This window comes from Anatilimnocola aggregata, assembly GCF_007747655.1.
In the GTDB taxonomy this organism is placed as follows: domain Bacteria; phylum Planctomycetota; class Planctomycetia; order Pirellulales; family Pirellulaceae; genus Anatilimnocola; species Anatilimnocola aggregata.
In genome coordinates, this window is record NZ_CP036274.1 from 1156523 (window position 1) to 1174939 (window position 18417).

The 18417-nt window shown below is 54.2% G+C and carries 21 protein-coding genes; 11 read left to right on the plus strand and 10 right to left on the minus strand.

The genetic code is table 11. The features are described 5' to 3' along the window. Positions 1 to 127 precede the first annotated feature (127 nt). The 4 genes from ETAA8_RS04470 to ETAA8_RS04485 form a co-directional block, all read right to left on the minus strand. The gene (locus ETAA8_RS04470; RefSeq protein WP_145085480.1) at positions 128 to 1153 is read right to left on the minus strand and encodes a hypothetical protein; all 1026 of its coding nucleotides are present in this window, start codon (positions 1151 to 1153) and stop codon (positions 128 to 130) included. 9 nt (positions 1154 to 1162) lie between these two features. Further along, positions 1163 to 1816 (minus strand): DUF2726 domain-containing protein, encoded by a 654-nt coding sequence (locus ETAA8_RS04475; protein WP_145085483.1) that lies wholly within the window; start codon positions 1814 to 1816, stop codon positions 1163 to 1165. 91 nt (positions 1817 to 1907) lie between these two features. Beyond that, positions 1908 to 2276, minus strand: coding sequence for a DoxX family protein (locus tag ETAA8_RS04480; protein WP_145085486.1), 369 nt, complete (start codon positions 2274 to 2276; stop codon positions 1908 to 1910). Positions 2277 to 2298: 22 nt separating this feature from the next. Further along, a complete protein-coding gene (locus tag ETAA8_RS04485; RefSeq protein ID WP_145085489.1) occupies positions 2299 to 2589 on the minus strand; it encodes a hypothetical protein in 291 nt (96 codons plus the stop codon). A 268-nt stretch (positions 2590 to 2857) separates the two neighbouring features. On the opposite strand from ETAA8_RS04485, the gene ETAA8_RS04490 reads away from it, so the two are divergent. The 4 genes from ETAA8_RS04490 (at position 2858) to recD2 (ending at position 6663) form a co-directional block, all read left to right on the plus strand. Continuing rightward, on the plus strand, positions 2858 to 3157 hold the full coding sequence (locus tag ETAA8_RS04490; RefSeq protein ID WP_145085492.1) for a GYD domain-containing protein: 300 nt from the start codon (positions 2858 to 2860) through the stop codon (positions 3155 to 3157). A gap of 8 nt (positions 3158 to 3165) precedes the next feature. Continuing rightward, on the plus strand, positions 3166 to 3804 hold the full coding sequence (locus ETAA8_RS04495; RefSeq protein WP_202921552.1) for a ferritin-like domain-containing protein: 639 nt from the start codon (positions 3166 to 3168) through the stop codon (positions 3802 to 3804). A 102-nt stretch (positions 3805 to 3906) separates the two neighbouring features. Then, a complete protein-coding gene (locus ETAA8_RS04500; protein ID WP_145085493.1) occupies positions 3907 to 4458 on the plus strand; it encodes a hypothetical protein in 552 nt (183 codons plus the stop codon). Between the two features lie 39 nt (positions 4459 to 4497). Continuing rightward, positions 4498 to 6663, plus strand: coding sequence for an SF1B family DNA helicase RecD2 (recD2, locus tag ETAA8_RS04505; RefSeq protein ID WP_145085496.1), 2166 nt, complete (start codon positions 4498 to 4500; stop codon positions 6661 to 6663). Positions 6664 to 6728: 65 nt separating this feature from the next. Here recD2 and ETAA8_RS34340 read toward each other — a convergent pair whose 3' ends face one another. Next, complete coding sequence (locus ETAA8_RS34340; RefSeq protein ID WP_202921553.1) at positions 6729 to 6878, minus strand: hypothetical protein; 150 nt, start codon at positions 6876 to 6878, stop codon at positions 6729 to 6731. 46 nt (positions 6879 to 6924) lie between these two features. On the opposite strand from ETAA8_RS34340, the gene ETAA8_RS04510 reads away from it, so the two are divergent. The 7 genes from ETAA8_RS04510 to ETAA8_RS04540 all read left to right on the plus strand — a co-directional run bounded on the left by ETAA8_RS04510 (position 6925) and on the right by ETAA8_RS04540 (position 13156). Beyond that, positions 6925 to 7878: a potassium channel family protein gene (locus ETAA8_RS04510; protein WP_202921554.1), complete on the plus strand. Its 954-nt coding sequence runs from the start codon at positions 6925 to 6927 to the stop codon at positions 7876 to 7878. 43 nt (positions 7879 to 7921) lie between these two features. After that, positions 7922 to 8377, plus strand: coding sequence for a hypothetical protein (locus ETAA8_RS04515; protein ID WP_145085502.1), 456 nt, complete (start codon positions 7922 to 7924; stop codon positions 8375 to 8377). Further along, positions 8374 to 10188 (plus strand): alpha/beta hydrolase family protein, encoded by a 1815-nt coding sequence (locus tag ETAA8_RS04520; RefSeq protein ID WP_145085505.1) that lies wholly within the window; start codon positions 8374 to 8376, stop codon positions 10186 to 10188. The genes ETAA8_RS04515 and ETAA8_RS04520 overlap by 4 nt, the downstream gene beginning before the upstream one ends. A 109-nt stretch (positions 10189 to 10297) precedes the next feature. Then, the gene (locus tag ETAA8_RS04525; protein WP_145085508.1) at positions 10298 to 11374 is read left to right on the plus strand and encodes an alpha/beta hydrolase; all 1077 of its coding nucleotides are present in this window, start codon (positions 10298 to 10300) and stop codon (positions 11372 to 11374) included. A 78-nt stretch (positions 11375 to 11452) separates the two neighbouring features. After that, positions 11453 to 12046: a methyltransferase family protein gene (locus ETAA8_RS04530; RefSeq protein ID WP_145085511.1), complete on the plus strand. Its 594-nt coding sequence runs from the start codon at positions 11453 to 11455 to the stop codon at positions 12044 to 12046. Between the two features lie 6 nt (positions 12047 to 12052). Next, on the plus strand, positions 12053 to 12514 hold the full coding sequence (locus ETAA8_RS04535) for a TfoX/Sxy family DNA transformation protein (RefSeq protein WP_145085514.1): 462 nt from the start codon (positions 12053 to 12055) through the stop codon (positions 12512 to 12514). A gap of 330 nt (positions 12515 to 12844) precedes the next feature. Then, on the plus strand, positions 12845 to 13156 hold the full coding sequence (locus tag ETAA8_RS04540; protein WP_202921555.1) for a hypothetical protein: 312 nt from the start codon (positions 12845 to 12847) through the stop codon (positions 13154 to 13156). A 9-nt stretch (positions 13157 to 13165) separates the two neighbouring features. On the opposite strand, the gene ETAA8_RS34345 is transcribed toward ETAA8_RS04540, so the two are convergent. The 5 genes from ETAA8_RS34345 to ETAA8_RS04560 all read right to left on the minus strand — a co-directional run bounded on the left by ETAA8_RS34345 (position 13166) and on the right by ETAA8_RS04560 (position 18323). Then, entirely contained in the window at positions 13166 to 13576 is a 411-nt protein-coding gene (locus tag ETAA8_RS34345) for a hypothetical protein (RefSeq protein ID WP_202921556.1), read from the minus strand. A gap of 527 nt (positions 13577 to 14103) precedes the next feature. Further along, positions 14104 to 14349 (minus strand): hypothetical protein, encoded by a 246-nt coding sequence (locus ETAA8_RS04545; RefSeq protein WP_145085520.1) that lies wholly within the window; start codon positions 14347 to 14349, stop codon positions 14104 to 14106. 991 nt (positions 14350 to 15340) lie between these two features. Next, a complete protein-coding gene (locus tag ETAA8_RS35795; RefSeq protein ID WP_145085523.1) occupies positions 15341 to 16327 on the minus strand; it encodes a DNA adenine methylase in 987 nt (328 codons plus the stop codon). 1087 nt (positions 16328 to 17414) lie between these two features. After that, positions 17415 to 18035, minus strand: a complete 621-nt coding sequence (locus ETAA8_RS04555; RefSeq protein ID WP_145085526.1) for a hypothetical protein — start codon at positions 18033 to 18035, stop codon at positions 17415 to 17417. An 81-nt stretch (positions 18036 to 18116) separates the two neighbouring features. Next, positions 18117 to 18323, minus strand: a complete 207-nt coding sequence (locus tag ETAA8_RS04560) for a hypothetical protein (RefSeq protein WP_145085528.1) — start codon at positions 18321 to 18323, stop codon at positions 18117 to 18119. Positions 18324 to 18417 lie beyond the last annotated feature (94 nt).

Sequence of the window (18417 nt, forward strand, 5' to 3'; positions counted from 1 at the left end):
TGGAATACACCACTTACGTGCAGGTGAATGTGCGACGTGACCGCAGAGGAACGCCACATGGCAAAACAAGAATTCCTCCGATTCCCCGTTGTTTCCGCTGGTGCCGAGTTTCTCGTCATGGGCTAACCTATACCGAATTGCCACTAGCCCGTTCCTCCACGTCTATCGTTTCAAGGATCAACCGAAATGTCTCCTCAATCTCTGAGCGAAATTCGGGCTGGGGACAAGCTGCCCCTGGGGGCCTTTGTCGAACAATCTTAAATTGTCGGTGCCAAGTCGAATCGGGGTCTACGATAACTGCATCGGGAGCATCTCCAAATTGGTCGGCGGTAATGTCTACGCAGACCCCATCCTTTGTGAGCCAAGCATGGTGGGTACGGTCGCCCCGAAGACCGGAAACGTAAGTCCAACCGGAGAATCCCTTTGATTCAAGAAATCGCCCTAAGAGGTCGCTTGTTTCGCTGCAAGAGCCGACAGGAAAATCCGTGAATGCGATGCAGGTCAGCCTCAGCTTGCAGCGCTCAATGGCCGAGCGGAAGGCCAACGCCAGTGACTTTACTTGTTCAAGCTCGTCATTTTCCATTTTCAGAATGCCTCGACCTTTTGGCAAACACCCATTTACCTTCCTTTCAACCCCAGCGAACGCATCCTTGAAGATGCAAAGAAAATCCTCGGCCTGATACGGCTCCAGCGCCCGAACCGGCTTCGGCAGCTTCTCCATTTCGACCGTGCCACCCTTGGTCATTACACCCAGCGCCTTGCAGCCCTTCTTCGTCCCGGCATGGAGATAGACGACTTCGGGCCAGAGGTCCAAATGCGCCCCTAACCGAAGTGATGTGTCGTAAACGGCCAGGACACCGAAGCGGTCGATGCTGCTAGTTCGATTCTCGACCAGCGTGTGCAGATCGTCGAACGACTTACAGGCCATGATCTCGTCGGCGTGGCGTTGAAGCACTTTGCGGGCTTGCTCCAGCTTCTCCTTGCCGACGAGATGCTGGTGGCCGTGGATTTTGCCGTCCTTTCCGTGGCAGGCGAATCGAATGGCGTCTTCAAGGGATTGGAGTTCTGTGAAGTAGTCGAGGTAGGTAGCGATTCGAGGGCCGTGCTTGCGGCGGTAGATGGCGACCAGGGTGGAGAGGGATTGCTTGCTCATGGGATTCGCCTAAAGGCTCTGCACGATCTCTCTGCACTTCGGATAGTTCGGGCAACCAAAGAATGACTGGCCCGCACTCTGCCCTTTCTTTGCCACTCGCTCCACCATTAATACGCCGCACTTCGGGCAGGCCGGTGGTCCCGATGACTGGACATCAGGCGGCAACGAGTTTGCCACCGGGCCGCTCAGGTGCGGCTCGATGAACGCCAACAATGCAGCCGGGCTGTAGGCCGACTTCGCCGGAACTCGAACAAGTGGTAGTCCAGCGACCTCGAATACTTCATCGACAAACTCATCCCGCTCCTGCCGATCACGTCGAGCATGGCTGGAGTCGTCGAGTTCGACCCCACATCGAGGCTTCATGGTCATTGGATCGCAGAGCAAGAAATCGACGTGCTTCCGGTCGATCTTGTTTCGATAACTCTGGTTCTCATTGGGTCGCACGACGAAAAAGATGTCGGCAATACTCACCTTGGGACACACCACGGCTCGATTGCCGAGGGCCGTTGCCAAAACCCGATAGAACGAAAGCTCGGCTGCTGAGAGAAAGTCGTCACGCTGGCGGTAGGGCAGTTCGACACTGACCTTTGCGGGACCACCGAGGCTGATCCCAAAGAGACTCAAGATCGCTGCCAAGCAGCCTTTGGGTTCGGCGTCAGTCATGGGCTGCCCAGATTGTGCGTTCGTTGTTCAGTCAGGGACTCGATTCTACAGAGAGAATTTGGCGGAGTAGAATACGCAATTGCGACCCAACTCAAGATTCTGGCCTCGTGTGCCAATATGCCCACAGAATGAACACGCCCTGGAGCGGCAATCGAAGAAAGTGAACCATCGGCGATGCAGGAAGCAATTCCTGGTGCTGGTAGAGATAGATGTTTGCCGGAAAGACGGCGATCAACAGAGCGATGATCCCCCATGCCGCCATCCCTGAAGTTCGTGGGACGAGGAGAAGCAGTCCCATAGCAGCTTCAAAAAAGCCGCTGAGGTAGACCAGTTCCAGATGAAAAGGCAAATACGGCGGCATGATCTTGACGAAAAATTCGGGCTGCACGAAATGCAAAATGCCAACACCGATCATCAAGATCGCCAGCAGATACTTCGACGCCGCTTTGATTCCCTTCATCCAATTCTCAATCGCCATTAGGCTATTGCACTTCTTTCGCAACTTTCAAGATTTGGAGTAGGGCGATGGCCTTCTCCAGTCCACCAACGGAGTTGGCAAATGCCGCCGCCTTACGAATGTCGCCGATTCCGACATTGCCGTTGGACGGCTGTTCTTCTTTCGCTTTGACCTTGGGACGTGCAGGACTCTTTTCGGCGGTGGGTGCTGCGGTCGTCATCGCTTCTGGGGCCTGACTTAGCTCAGCCGGGTCTTCGGTCACTGCGATCCCCGCTGTTCCACTTGGCTTCCGACTGTTCATGTTCTTCTTCGCCATATTGTCTTCCTTTGATGTTAGCTCGCTAGATGCACGGTTAGCCTAGCTGGTCATTGAAAAAGGCGAAACCCGTTGGCAGGGGCGGGCGATCATCTTCGACAGATGGGCTTCCGTCGCAGGTTAAGGCGGCTGATGGGCTGGCAAAGTTCCGGGCCTTCCTGCCAGTTCATCCTTTGCCGCACGTCGTCCGATCCAACCGACTCAAGGCCGAACCGGGTAGAATCACGGCATTTGCAGCGATTCTTTCCCGAAACGCAGGACTCACCAGATGGCAACTTTCATCACGAACATCAAGTTCTCGCAGCAGGGCATCAAAGACATCGACCACACAACCAAGCGGGCGGCGATCTTCAAGGCCGAGGCGAAGAAGCTCGGTGCGAAAGTCAAGGACATCTACTGGACCTTGGGCGAACACGACGGCCTCTTGATCTTGGAAGCCCCGGATGATGAAACGGCGACCGCCGCCATTCTGCATCTCGGAGCGATGGGCAACGTCCACACAACCACCTGCCGGGCCTTCACCGCCGCAGAAATGGACAAGATCGTAAGCAAGGTGCATGGCGGTTGAATGACGCCATGCCCATTGTCGGTTGTACGCAGAGCATCTTGCCGGAACGTGATGGAGCTTGCACGGTGAACGAGTCAGTCAAGATTGAGCATCCAAAACTCGTGAGGCTCCTTCAATTGGCTTATTCAGCCGAGAAAGCAGCGGCATTTGCGTACATCGGCCACGCCGGTTCGGTGAAGAACCCAGGCGAGAAAGTGGCGATCAAGCAAATCGAATTGGACGAGTGGCAACACCGAGAGACAGTTCTGTCCATCATGGGGCGATACGAAATTTTGCCATCACGGTACAACGAAATCAAATATCACGTCATCGGCAGGATCATCTCGGCGAGTTGTTACGTCATTGGCTGGTTCATGCCGTACTACTTCGCCGGACGATTGGAAAGCGGAAACGTCTGCGAGTATTTCGTAATGATGCGCTATTTCAACGAAGTTGGGATCACCGAACACGACGAAGTGTTGTACGAAATGGGAATGAAGGAGAAGGAACACGAGGTCTATTTTCAGAAGGGTCTTGAGAACAACCGCCTGTTGCCGCTGTTCGAGAAAATCTTCGGGTGGGGCAAGAAAAGCAGTTTCAACGACATTGATTTGGAGAACAAATCTCCCGTCGAAGAATCAAAGGGATACTGCAAACACCGAAAGTAGACGTTCTCTGAAGCAGGGGATAGTAAGTGAATGACGGAGAAGACCTCGATACCGACTGGTGGCTATCCTGGTGACGTTTGAGCGGGAGAAGTAGGAACGCTAATGACTCGGCAAGCCCTGCAACAAGTATTCGATGAACAGCGACTCGCCAATGGCTATGAGTTAGTCGATGGAGTCGCCATGCACGCCGAAAACGGCAAGCGATTCCAGATACCGCACCCGGTCTTGAAGAAGCACATTGACATCGGGCAGTTCGTCGAACTGCGGATCGACTCGCCCCGTTTTTCCGTGCATGAAGATGCTCCAGAGAAATGCACTTGCCCGACCTGCAACGGGGAGATCACCAAGCCGATTCTAAGTCACGCACATCCGGCGACTTTGCTTCCGCTGCCGACTCAGAATGTTCCGTCACGGGGCTGGGGCGAAGACTTCTGGGTGCGGATCATCGAGCGAGAGGAAGATTACTTCAAGGGAATCGTAGACAATCCGTTGTACGAGACTCGACTCCACGAACTGAACCAAGGTGACGAGATCGTGTTTCATCAGGATCACATTCTCGCTGTTCACGGCATCCACCGGCAGGAGCTAATCACGGGAATGAATGCCGCTGATTTGAAAGAATTAGCGCAGTGGCTTGGCTCTCAGCCAGATTGATGCGGCATCGACTGCGACCGGATTAACGACTATCTCAACATGTCCGAAACCCTGAAGGGAATCATCGAACGAGTTAGTTTCCACAACCCAGACAATGGGTTTGCGGTGCTGCGGGTGAAGGTCAAGGGACGTGACGATCTTGTTTCTGTCGTGGGCAGCACGATGTCCGTAACTGCGGGCGAACATTTCGAGGCAACCGGTCATTGGGTGATCGACCGAGAGCATGGGCAGCAGTTCAAAGCCGACGAACTGAAAACGACGCACCCGGCATCAGCGGAAGGCATCGAAAAATACCTCGCATCGGGAGCCATTCGGAGCATTGGGCCAAAAATCGCCGCCAAGATCGTTTCGATCTACAAGGAGCGGACGCTGGAAATCTTTGAGCAGGCTCCTGATTTCCTGCTCCATGTGAAAGGCATTGGTGCAGAACGCCTCAAGCGAATCAGCAAAAGCTGGGATGAGCAGAAAGAAGTTCGCAAAATCACCTTGTTTCTGACTGAGCATGGGATCACGTCAGGCCGAGCAGTCCGCATCTACCGCACTTACGGCCATGAATCCATAGCCAAAATCAAAGAGAATCCATACCAACTAGCCGATGACATCCGTGGCATCGGCTTCAAGACCGCCGATGAACTGGCAGCCACTTTGGGCATCGACCGCAATAGCCCGTACCGAGCGAGGGCGGCGGTGCGTTACACGCTGCAAGAATTGGCGAGTCAGGGACATTGTGGTTATCCAGAGCCGGGTGTGATGGAACATGCAAAAAAGCTCGTCGAAATCGAGCAGAAGATCATCGCTGATGCCGTGCGGAGCGTGGTCCATGACGGAAGCGTGATTCGGGAACCTGTTGAGGGCGAGCCGTGGCTATACCTCGCCAACCTCCACCGATCCGAAGTCGGGCTGGCTCAATCGGTTCATCGGATCGCCTCAGCCACACCACATCCGCTGCCACGATTTGATGTCGAAAAAGCAATCGCCTGGGTTGAACAGCGGTTGAACATTCAATTGGCCGCAGCACAGCAAGAAGCGATTCGACAAGCATGTCAGCAAAAACTGCTCGTCATCACGGGTGGTCCAGGTGTTGGCAAGACGACGCTCGTTCGCAGCATCCTCGAAATCTTTTCGGCCAAGGAAATGAACTGCGTGCTGGCAGCGCCGACGGGCCGAGCAGCCAAGCGGTTGGCAGAAACGACTGGACGCACGGCCAAGACAATTCACCGGCTCCTTGAGTTTGATCCAGCCACCGGCGAGTTCAAACGCAACGCACAACACCTACTGACCGGTGACCTGTTCGTGCTGGATGAAACTTCGATGGTTGATGTCGTTCTCGGTCACCAAGTCTTGCGAGCCATTCCTAGCGAAGCCTGCGTGATCCTTGTTGGCGATGTGGACCAACTTCCCTCGGTTGGCCCTGGTTCCGTGCTGGCCGATCTGATTTCATCGAACGTGGTTCCTGTTGTGCGACTGACCGAGATTTTTCGGCAAGCAACTGAAAGCCGAATCATCACCGCCGCCTATGCAATCAACCACGGTCAGATGCCGAATCCGTCCAAGTCCGAGGAACTCACCGATTTCTATTTCATCGAGTCGAACGAACCTGAAGGCATTCAAGATATGTTGGTGCGGCTAGTGAAAGAACGAATCCCGGCCCGCTTTGGCTTCGACCCGAAATCCGACATCCAAGTCCTGACGCCAATGAATCGGTCTGTCTTGGGAGCCAGGAACCTCAACCAAGTGCTGCAAAAGGCGATCAACCCAGGCGACGGCGGACCCGAAGTACAGCGATTTGGCTGGACGTTTCGTATCGGGGACCGAGTGATTCAAACCGTCAACAACTACGACCGAGATGTGTTCAACGGCGATTTGGGAATCATCGAGCAGATCAACCGTATCGAGCAGGTAATGACGATCAACTTCGAGGGGCGGCAAGTCGAGTATGATTTCGGCGATCTCGACGAACTGGCCTTGGCTTACGTGCTGTCGATTCACAAGAGCCAGGGTTCGGAGTTCCCCTGCATCGTGATTCCGCTCCACACGCAGCACTACATGATGCTGCAACGCAACCTGCTCTACACAGCGGTCACCAGAGGCAAGAAGCTCGTGGTACTGGTGGGGTCAAGAAAGGCCCTGAGCATGGCCGTGCGTCGAGCGGATTCCGGTCAAAGATACACGGCGTTGAGGAAGAGACTGCAAGCGATCAAGTAGCTGAGAGCCGGAATAGCGAGCCGTCTGGGCTTCGTCGTCATTCGCAGCCGATACCAATCTGCCCATCATTTATCGTTGACGACCGAACCTTGCTGGCCTCGGTCGAGGTCATGCTCTTTGCTGATGTGGATTCGCTTCGTGAGTAGTTCGAGTTCTTCGAGCAACTGTGCCGTGTTGGCTGGAACTACTAACTCATTCTTGTCTGGCGATTCCATGCCGATCTCGCTTGGGTTGGGTACGATGCTATCAGGGGTGAACTTGATGAGCCACTTCTTCCTTCGGCAAGACTCCCCTCATCCTTCACCTGGACCTTCTTTCGCCATAATGCTTTACCGGCCTGCTAGCATATTCGGGGCAAGAGGCTCGCTGAAAAGCTCATTTCCCCGCCGCCTGCACCGGCAATCTCCGGCGACGAACTCATTTACCGGGCAGGTTCGCACTTGTAACTTATTTGCAGCAAGCGTTGGCGGTGTTTTACGAGCAAAGGCGGGACTGATGAATGAAGCGTGGCCTCAGCGATATAAGGAGCGGAGATTCGGCTTACTTCTCGCCATTCTTTTGGTGCTGCTGGCTGGTCCACCGATCTTGATCGGCTTCGGTCTTTCCGCCGTGTGGTTCGATGGACTGATGTCGGTTCTGATGTTGGCTGCGATTGTCTCGCTGTGCTTTGAGCCACAGCAAAGGATATTCGCCCTCTTGCTCGGCATTCCATCCATCTTGTTGTCGCTTGGCGGCCATCTTCTTCCAGGTGCAATCGCTGCTTGGCCTTTGTTCTTGGGGCATCTGTGCGAAGTGCTGTTCTTGTTTGGTTCAGCGGTTCTGATCGTGAAGTCGCTATTCGGCTCCCGTTCAATTTCATTCGACAGCATTCTGGGTGCGGTCTGCGGTTACTTATTTCTTGGGCTGGGATGGGCCGTTCTCTACGCAATGATCGAAAGCCTTCGGCCCGGCTCCTTTGAAATCGACCAATCGCTTGCTCCAGTGGGTGAAGCTGCTCGGCCTCTGTCCGACGTGCTGACGTACTACAGCTTTGTCACCCTGACAACCGTGGGCTACGGAGATGTCGTCCCCATTTCGGCAGCCACACGAACATGCGCCTGGATCGAAGCCATCACAGGTCAGTTCTACTTGGCGGTAATTGTAGCAGGATTGGTCAGCCTATTGGTTACGAGGAAACGAACACCGCAGGATAGTGGTGAAGTCGATTCCGAATAGCACGGTCTTGATCCTTCATCGTCGGTCACGATCACACCAACCGATGCCCACCTACCACCACACTCAACGTGCGCCGCTTTGCCTGCTGCTATATGGCTTGGCAATCACGTTTCTCGTCCTGACCTGCGTATTGCGACAGGAGCCGGTGCTTGCGTGGGTATTTCCCGTAACTGGCCTCATCGTCCTCGTTCTAGCGGCGGCGTTTCACCATCTGACGGTGGTCGATGGAGGAGATCATCTGTCGATCAGCTTCGGCCCCTTGCCGCTCTTTCATCGAACTGTGCGTTACGATGACGTCGAGCAAGTTGAAGTTGGCAAGACGACGTTGCTCGATGGTTGGGGCATCCACATGAGCATACGTGACGGTTGGGTGTGGAACCTATGGGGCTGTGATTGCGTAGTGCTTCGATTGCGAAACGGCACACTGCGTGTCGGAACGGATGATGCCGAGAATCTGAGAAGTTTCATTGTGGAACGCAAATCTGAGGAACAGCGATGAGAATGATGCTCCTGATGTGTTTGGTTGTGTTTGCAGTGGGGCCGAGGCAGGCATCTGCCGCTGACGCTCCGAACACGGTCAAGCAACTCTTCGCTTATTTCGATCCACGCAAGGACGACATCGACGCCAAATTCGTTCGGGAATGGGAAAAGGACGGCATCGTTTACCGCTACGTCACCTACCGCATCGGTACGTTCAAAGACAAACCGGCCCGCATGGCGGCGTTTTATGCCTTTCCCAAGGGGGCCAGTAAGCTGCCGGGCTTGCTCCATCTTCATGGCGGTGGACAGAGGGCATTTCTGCATGAAGTAGAGTTCTACGCCAAGCGTGGCTACCCTTGCCTTTCGATCAATTGGGGCGGGCGGGAAATGGAAGAAGCCAAGGACGGCGAACCGAACACTGATTGGGGAGCCGTCGATCCGACCCAGAATAACGTACCGGGCTACTTCAATCTCAAGCCGGGCGAGAAGTATCTCGATCCTGTTGAGTCACCCCGTAACAACAACTGGTATCTCCTCACGCTCGGCTGCCGTCGAGGCTTGACCTTCTTGGAGCAGCAGCCGGAAGTCGATCCAGACAAGCTCGGCGTTTACGGCCACTCGATGGGCGGAAACCTCACCGTCTATGTCGCCGGAACTGATGAGCGAGTGAAGGCAGCAGCGCCGTCCGTGGGTGGATCGGGTTTTCGCACTCAGCCCTGGCCTCTACTTCCGCAGCACAGACCTCAGACGCCAAACGGCGATGCAAAGCTGTTTGACGCCACACTCGGCTTCGAGTCGTATGCGCCGCTCATCAAAGCGCCGGTCCTGTGGCTCGGTGCGACGAACGACTTCCACGGCATCATGGATGACACCTACCGAACCGGCGAGTTAATTCCACACAAGGACGTGCGGTACTCGTTCACTCCGCACATGAACCATCGGTTCACGCCAGAGTTCGCCGTCACAAGGCCGCTCTGGTTTGATCAGCATCTCAAGGGAAACTTTACCTTCCCGAAGACGCCGGAAACGAACTTGATCTTCGATACGAAGGATCACGTCCCAATGCTGGAGGTCATGCCTGATTCTTCGCAGGAAGTGGCCGAGGTCCACATCTACTACTCGGTCGATCCTGATCCAAGGGCGAGATTCTGGCGGTCAGCGGAAGCAAAAAGGTCGGGCGACACTTGGACGGCAAAATTGCCGCTCCTGAGCGTCGATCAGCCACTCTTCGCCTTCGCCAACGTCGTGTACAAACTGAAGCAGTCCGAGTCCGAGCCTCACGCTCGACCGACAGATCGGTTCGCACTCAGTTCGATGCTGCACACGGTTGCTTCCAAGGAAGTCGCCGCCAACGGTGCGAGCGCCACCGACAAGGCCGACCCGGTAATTGATGACTTCACCCACGGCTGGCGGGACTGGTACACGCTGTCCGCAGACAACCCGCACCATTGGGAGTTCTCGACCAGGAAGCTGAGTGATCCGAAATGGCAAGGCCAGCCAGGACAACGGCTCACGGTCGAGGTCCAGGCCGAGAAGCCGAATGAACTCGTGATCGTGCTGACTGAGAATTACTTCCGACAATACCGGGGCAAGCAGAGAGAACTGGTGGCGGTCGTGAAGCTCAACGGTGGCAAGGAAACGCAGACTGTCTCGCTGGAGCCGAAGGACTTCAAAGCCAGTGACGGTGAGACTCTGTTGTTGTGGCAGAACGTTGATCTGCTCTCATTCCGTGCGTACTTCGACAAGGGCGAAAAACTGGTCGGCAGCAAAAGCTGGGCGGGGCCGCAGCCGGTGTTCAAAAAGCTGTGGTGGCAGGGCGATGACCGTTGATTTCCCTCTTAGTGGTGATAGCAGCGGGTCTGAAAAGAAGAACCCGCTGAAACGCAGTGAAGCAGCCAAAAAGCGGCAGAATTAACAAGCAAAATAACCAGAGGCAACTATGCGTGTCATCTCTCTACTTTTTTTCCTCCTTTTCACCACTCCTCTCCTCACAGCCGAACCCAAGGTCCATCGTGACCTTGCTTATTCCGAGACGAAGAATGAACGGCAGACGCTTGATGTCTATGCATCGACCGAGGGCAAAGGCCGGCCAATCGTCTTCTGGATTCACGGTGGCGGCTGGAAGGCGGGCGACAAGAAGAGCGTGAAAGACAAGCCGCAAATCTTCGTGGACAAGGGGTTCACCTTCGTTGCAACAAACTACCGATTCGTTCCAACCGTGACAGTGAAGGAAATGGCGAGCGACATCGCCAAGGCGATCCGCTTTATTCACGATCATGCCAAGGAGTTTGGTGGCGATCCGAACTCGATCATCGTCATGGGGCATTCGTCAGGGGCGCACATCGCTGCATTGGTCAGCACCGATGCAAGCTACTTGAAAGCAGAGATGCTGTCGCTCTCGATCCTCAAGGGCTGCGTGCCAGTGGATAGTTCTTTTTATGACATTCCTAAACGAGTCAAAGACGGCGGTGATACGTCACCCGCAATGATTAAGGAGGTTTTCACCGACAACGAACAATGGCAGCGGGAATGCTCGCCGTTCAACTACGTCGCCAGACAAAAGAATATCCCGCCGTTTCTTATCCTCCACGTCGCCGAGCGTGCCGACACCAAAGCCCAAGCTCACTGGCTGGCCGATAAGTTGAAGGATAATGGCATCTCAGCGAGGGTAGTTGCAGCCAAGGGCAAAACGCACGGGACTATCAATTCCGAGTTGGGCGTGGTTGATGACGAGCCGACCAAGGCGATGTGGGAGCTTCTGGATGGCGTGACGAAGAAGAAGCCTCGCACACTCGAACACTTTAAGGCCAATCTGGCCGAAGGACTCACAGAGGCCAAGGTTGAAAGGCTGTTCGGGGCACCAGATCGCAAAAAGGTCAGCACGAACTTCTACCTTTTGACCTACGAATACGATCTTGCTGGCGGAAGCAAAATCAGGCTGGGCTTTCTCGGCGTCGTTTCCAAAGCCACCCATGTGAGAACCGACGGGACCACGGAAGACTTGCCGTTGAAATAGTCCGTAGATCGTCAAGATTGAGCCATCGGTTCGAGTGAACGACGCCGAAAGAGAAGACAGTGTGGTTGGCGGTGTTCTATGAATGAAACCTCATTCCGCATCGCCCTGGTGGTCGTGATCGTCCTCACGATGGTCGTCACCGTGTATCACCGGCTCCAAGCGGCAAAGTCAGGCGAGAAGATTTCGCACAAGGATGAAGGCTATCTGTCCGCCACTGTTTTGCGATTGGCGGGTCTGGTCCTGTGGATCAGCACGTTCGGCTACCTGTTCTTCCCGACATACTTTCAGTGGGCAGCCATGCCGTTGCCGGCATGGCTGCGATGGACCGGCGTGGTCACGGGCGCACTCTGTTCGCTCTTGATGTACTGGACGCTATCGAGCCTGGGCAAGAACCTTACCGACACCGTGGTCACGAGGTCGGAGGCCACGTTGGTCACAAGCGGGCCTTACCGCTGGGTCCGACATCCGTTCTATGTGACGGCGGCGCTGCTGATGGCTTCCGTGACTTTGCTGACCGCCAATTGGTTTATTGGCATCAGCAGTGTGGCGGTTTTAGCTTTGCTTGCCGTTCGCACGCCGAAAGAAGAGCAGATGTTGATCGAACGGTTTGGAAGGCAGTATCGGGACTACATGGCGACGACAGGCAGATTCATTCCGAGGATCGGAAGGTGATGAACGATGGCCACTCCCAAAGGCTCACATCTCTTCGTGAATGTCAGTCCCTCCGAAGCACGTCGTCGTCTCAAAGGATTCGGCCACGGCGTCAGGAAGGTTCAAAGTTCCGGACGGAACCAAGCCGTCGTCATTCACACGGCGACTGGCCAACATCTTTTGGAACTGGAAGCCAAGTTTGCAGATGTAGGTTTCTCCAGCACCGAGAACGACCTGAACGAGCCAATTGAAAACCTCCGAAATCTCGGTCCAGCCAGTGCGACATGGTTGCGTGAAGTCGAGATCACCACGATTGCGGAACTAGAACGCATCGGCCCGACCCTCGCATATCGGCTGGTGAAACAGAAGCAACCGGCAGTGAGCTTGAACTTGTTGTGGGCGCTGGCTGCGGGGCTTTTGGATCAGGATTGGCGAGAACTGTCAGACGAACAGAAAGATAAGTTGCGGCAAGCGACTGAGGAAGACTGAAGATGCGAACGGTCGCCCCCGTTTCAATTCACCAAGAAGCCACTGCTGCGAGGCCAAGACTAGGACTGATCGCACTCGCTCCACGAACTCGTTGCGATCTTCCGTTCCGGCTTGGGGCTGTCCTTGAGAGCGACCCTGCACGTTCCAGGTCAGCTATTTTCAACCGCAAAACAGGGCAAATTCGCCACTTTCGCCAGATTTCACGCTAACTGCCATTTTGCCTTGAAACATTTCTGGCAGTCTCACGCTCACAGCCATAGACAAGTTCAGTTGCCTCAGCAGTTTGCTCCGGTAGCTTTCGCCTTCACAATTTGCCTTGGAAGCTGTGCCATGACTCGTTTAATTCTTACTTTGGTTGCGGTTTCTATCCTTTCGCTGAACGGCCTATTTGCATCGTCCGCTCTTGCCGGTAACAGTGGTGGACATGGTGGCGGCGGGAATCATCACAGCAACGGCCATCACAGCAACGGCCATCACAGCAACGGCCATCACAGCAACGGTCACCACAACAACGGTCACCACAACAACGGTCACCACAACAACGGTCACCACAACAACGGCAACAAGAACTTCAATCAGAACTTCAACTACAACGGCTTCCAGTTCCAAAGCAAGAATTTTGGCTTCAAGTTTGGTGGGTAACCTCGCCAGTTATCGGTACGCCTGCCCCGAAAACACTTCCCGTTGCCGGGAAGTGTTTTCAGAAATGCATTCCAACAAAGCTGCCTGACGTTCCCGTGCAACAAGCCACTCGTCCGCATCAACTCTGGAAATGCGGCACTCGAAGCAAGTTGCCTTTCCGCTTCGAGTCAGTGCGGCAAACACCGTGGCCAGATCGCAGTCATCGTTCGCACCGATGAATGCGGCGACGTGGGCTGCGGGCGAAGACCTTCCCCAGCCTCCGAGTGACAACTCATTGATCTCGTCGAAGTCCGCCTGCTCGAACCAGGGTTCGGCATCAAATCGGCAACTCAATTCACCGATGGTCAGTTCTCCACGGATCATCGGGGCACCATCCGAGGGTAGTGCGCCGCAACCCAATCTTCGACCTTCCAGTGCCAATATCCTCTGGTCCATCGAAGTGCCTCCCGGTCAATCGCCTTTGCCCCTCTCACCACTGCCTGACGAATTCTGTAAGCGACGTATTGCTTCGCTCGAATCGTCGACTTGGCTGGCACTGCGACACCATGCCTGCGAAGGGCATCATGGGCGTATATTTCGGCCTCATACTCTTTCCGATGCACGGGGAGACTTCCCGTATGCTTCAGAGCAACGTGACCGGCTTCGTGGGCAACGATGTAGAGCCTGCGGCGAGTGGTTGGCGTAGGGACGTAGACGTACCGTTTTTTGACAATGGCAAGTCCTCGCAATCCCTTATCGTGATACTCGACGGACTCGACGCCCGCTTCCTTCAAGATTGCTTTCGTCACCTCTTCACATCGCTGGCGCATTCGTTCTCGCCCGGTTTTCATGGCCTCCAAGGTCGGCCTGTTTTTCAATTCTAAAGTCATGCTAGTTCTCGCTTTCTATTTTGAAGCCTTCCGCCCCATCTCTGGCCCTTGGCCAGAGAAGGGGCTTCGGCTGATTTATTACGCCTTCACTGCCTCGATTCCGCACGCTTGCTGCCAGCATTCCCAAAGCCGCTTCTCTAGCGTGTTGGTGCTGATGCGATTCCTCTGGCGGTTGCTGACAACGATTGCCCACGAGAATCCCTCCGTGCTTTGGCCAAACTCCGACACTTCGAGTTTGCGATCTGCGAGGTATCGCTTGATTAACTCGACCTCTTCTTGGCTTCGCTGGTCCTTTTCGTAGCCGTCGTTTCCGTACAGGATCACTTTGTCTCCACAATCGAGCACCCCTCGATGCCGGTGGAAAAGGCATTTCCCAACGAACTCTGCTGCCGCCTTTGCGGCTCTGTTATTACTCATGTTTACGTTACTCATCACTTGGTTATTAAATGCAGTCAGCCTCGTCACCGAACTCGGTGACGAGGCTGCATCCGTGTTGAAAATACTTCCTGTGCGACTGTCACTCACAGTTCGCTATCCATAACTCGGATCGAGATCGAATTTCCTGAAGCTTGTTTTCTGTTAATTATCAGCGGCGATCATCCTCGATTGCGAGCCTGTTGCGATGCCGTCTCCCACCGAACATTTCCAGGTTCATAACCACGGCAGTTGTCGATCCGGCCAAGAGAATGCTTCGGAGTCGGTGCTGGGCCAACGTGACTGACAAAAGCCTCGAAGTCATGTTGCCATTCGCTGCAAACGGTGATTCCACGTCCGATATAGCGATGTGCATTGTGACGGCGGTGGTCGGAGCAACGTCGTTTCATCGCAAGCCATGCCACATGCTCTTTGGAACCTGATTGTCCGTGTGTGCGACTTGCAACTCCCATTGGCTGTGGCGGCGTGGAGATTGCTTGCTGAAACGACCAACCCTTTCGCAGTCTTGCTAGGAGCGTCTGATATTTGACGCCGGCGTGCTTTGCCCAATGGGCGAGGCACTTACGTTCGCCCTGGTGCGTTACTTCGATGTACTTCGGCATGGAACAGATACCTTTCGCTGATATCTATTCAGAACCACTCCATTTTTACTGACGGAAGAACGCACTTGGCAGTGGTCAGCATGTATTACCGCAGCCCAACCGCAAGCATGGCAAGGCTGTTGGCATTCACAAGAGCCGAACACGCCCACAAAACTTGATCGCACCGCCCGGCAAAGGCTTATTAACTGCCAAGCACACTCCTATTGCCGTCACGCAGGCGAGATGGCCCCATCCACCACAGTGTGGTGGACCGAGCCAATTAACTTCGGTCACCCTTGCTAACCGGCAACCGACAAGTGACCGTCATCGTCTTGGGGACAGGCCGACGCAAGTAGCTGCCTTAGCAGCACGAAGTCGTCAGATTCGTATTCCTTTCCAGAATGCGCCCTCGGTTTCGCCTTAGCCCCTTGCAGCGATCTCCAATCCGACAACATCTCCCCACCTTCGTGATGGAAATTCGTCCAAATCACCTCGGTGCGTTGTGGCCTGCGTCGGCTGGCCGTCACGGAGCACCTGACATCCATATCTAGTCGTCGCCACCCCGTTAGGGCCTCGTCGTAAAGCGGACTTCTATACCCAGACAGAACAACCTTGCTCTGTGACCGGACGAGTCGTCTTAGTAACTCGGCATGGTCAGTTCGACTCATTTCATGACGATATAGCCGCTTTTCAACCCGTGTCTCGTGCAAATATGGCGGATCGGCGTAAATGAGAGTGCTTGGATCGTCGTACTTTTCTATGATTTTCTGCCAGGGGAGGCATTCGATTACAACCTCTCGGAATCGCTTTGCAATATGCCCCAAGGTTTCCGTTACGTGTGTCCAGCGTCTCGCCCACGGGATGCGATTGTTAATGGTGAATGCACCCGGTTTGGCATACCTCGGAGGTTTTGCAACAAAGCCAAATAGTGTCACGATAATGAATGCCCAGGCATGCTCAACAGGGTCACTCGGATTCGACTGCAGAATCGTGAGGCATTTGCGATACTGACTACGACTGTACGGCGTAAGAATCATCATTTCGCAAAGTCGTTTGCGTGTCTTATCGTCTCGTAGCGTTGCAAACACATTAACTACGTCGTCGTCCAGGTCGTTGTAGATTTCCAACCTCGACCGAGCTTTGTTTACGATGTCTGCTCCTGACCCTCCGAACAAAGAAACGTAGCGTTCGTGCGGCGGAAGAAGCTCTGCAATTCGAGGCATCAAAGTCATTTTGCTGCCGACCCAGCGAAATGGCTGTAGCGGTTTTAGGGTGCGTCGTTTCATAATTGTGTTCCTGGTCTAAACGTGACGCAGGCACATTGTGTGTCTGCTGGAGACACTCTAACGGGGCAGGACGCAAAACCTGATATCAGTTGCCCCGTCGCTTTATTAGCAAAACCGCTTTGCCTATCAGCAAAGTCTCGCACGAATAACACTTCATTTGTCGTTTAGTTAAGAAAAAGATAAGCTGTTACGATATGATATATTGAGGTATGTGCCCGGTTGTGTCTCGCAGACCCTTACACCGGCTTGCCAGTCCGTTCGTGGATCGGCAGCAATAAGGCTGACTTAGTAATGTCTCAGCAAAAGGAACTGCGTTATCAAGTGCTTTCGGTCACTTAACCTGCGACTGAACTCGTCTGCTCTCGCCGGTCGGAAGACCTCCAGGGGCGTTAATGATGTGTGGTCTGTTCTGCTTTAGGGATGGATCATATCACCCAAACAGTGTTCTGTTCTTCTGAGAACAGTTTTCCCGGCAACGGATAAGTTAGTTGATCTTAGATTGGGGCTACGTCCGGGTCACAGAGGTGATGGATCAAAACACTGGTAAGTAAGGGACAGGATCGTAGTGGCTATATACGGTCTTTCAGGCAGACGACGACAAAAGCATCCGGCACGTAGGACAATTCAATCGGCCTAAAGCGGCCATCTGGCTATTATCACCCAGGGATGACCCCGGTATGCGCCGACGGCGCTGGTGCGATGCGGTTGAAGTGTCTGATGCATTGCCCTGAGAGCGGTATTAGGTTGTTGGCAGTCCCTTGGTACTCTTTAGGGCCTGTGGCATTGTTGTTGATCATCCCTCTCGGTTTTGGAACTAAAGAAATATGACAGAATCTATAACCCGTGAGATGTTCGTGAACGAACTCCGGTCAGCCGCTGAGAAGAGTTACTGTGCCAAATGGAAAGCCGTCATAGAGCCGCTTTATGTCTGCGCAACGCAGGGCAACGAAAAGCATATTCCAGGGTGTTCCGCTCGTGGGTCAGCCCGAATCGTCAACGCTCTGTTTCGTGCCTACGCCTTGTGCGATGCACGAAACAATTACTCACCCCCGCCGTTCTCACGAGGGGATGAGTAACTTTGTGAAGCTTAGCCGTTGTCATCATCAAAACCCTCGGGGAGTGGGGCTCCGAGAGTGCGATCCCCGTGGCCCAGGTCGAGGAGGTATTGGAGGCTGCCGAGCCCCGACTCCAATTCGTTCCGCAAGTCTTCGAGCGTGGCTGTCGCATCCTCCTGAGCCATCGCATCAGCAATCAGCGCAATCATTCCGCCGTCTCTGGCATGAAGCCAATCACCAACCTTGGTTGCCGGAGGTTTGCAGCCAGTGAAAGTCTTGACGGTCTCAGAAATGGCCGCTTCAACCGTAGCGTGGGCTTCTTGTGGCGTCACTGTTGGAAACTGGGCTGGCTCAAAGTAGGCAATGCACCGGATGGAGCCGCAGAAGACGTACCGAGTAAGGCCCCGCTTGGTTAGCGTGGCCTTGACCCAATCGACGAGATTCTGCCAACGAGTACGGCTGCTACCCCGCACCTTGTTCTCATTCAACCCATTCGCAAACTTGGTGGCGATCAATTCCTCCAGTTCAGTAACCGGCATTACTCGTCGCTCCTTGAGCTTTGCCTCCGCAAAGGCGAGGTAGGGCCGAAACGATTCGTCAACGGACCTGTTCTTTCCAATGGGCTTGCTACGACTGACTGATGATTTACTCATGCGATTTGATTTCCTGGTTAAAAATGAGATGTGTTTCTGGGGACATGTAAACGCCTAGCCGACCACCTGTTTATTGGTAGGCTAAGGCTGCTCATTCGGTTCCTCCAAAATCACGAGGCGGTTTTTGAGGTACTTTGCAATCGCTGATCGGATCAGGCTCGAAAGCTCCACGAAGACTCCCTGTTGAGCCATGCTTGTTTGCATGGCCACGAGGCGCTCGTGCATTTCTCCGTCCAATTTCAAAGCGACTTGCTTCGAGTTCTCTCCATACCGTTTTTGTTTACTCACTTGCTTTCTCCTTCAGGTCTAAAAAAAGTGGAAATGGGCAATAAAAAACCTCGCTGGAGCGAGGTGGTGTTTGGCCGATGTGCGGGCGTTTGGA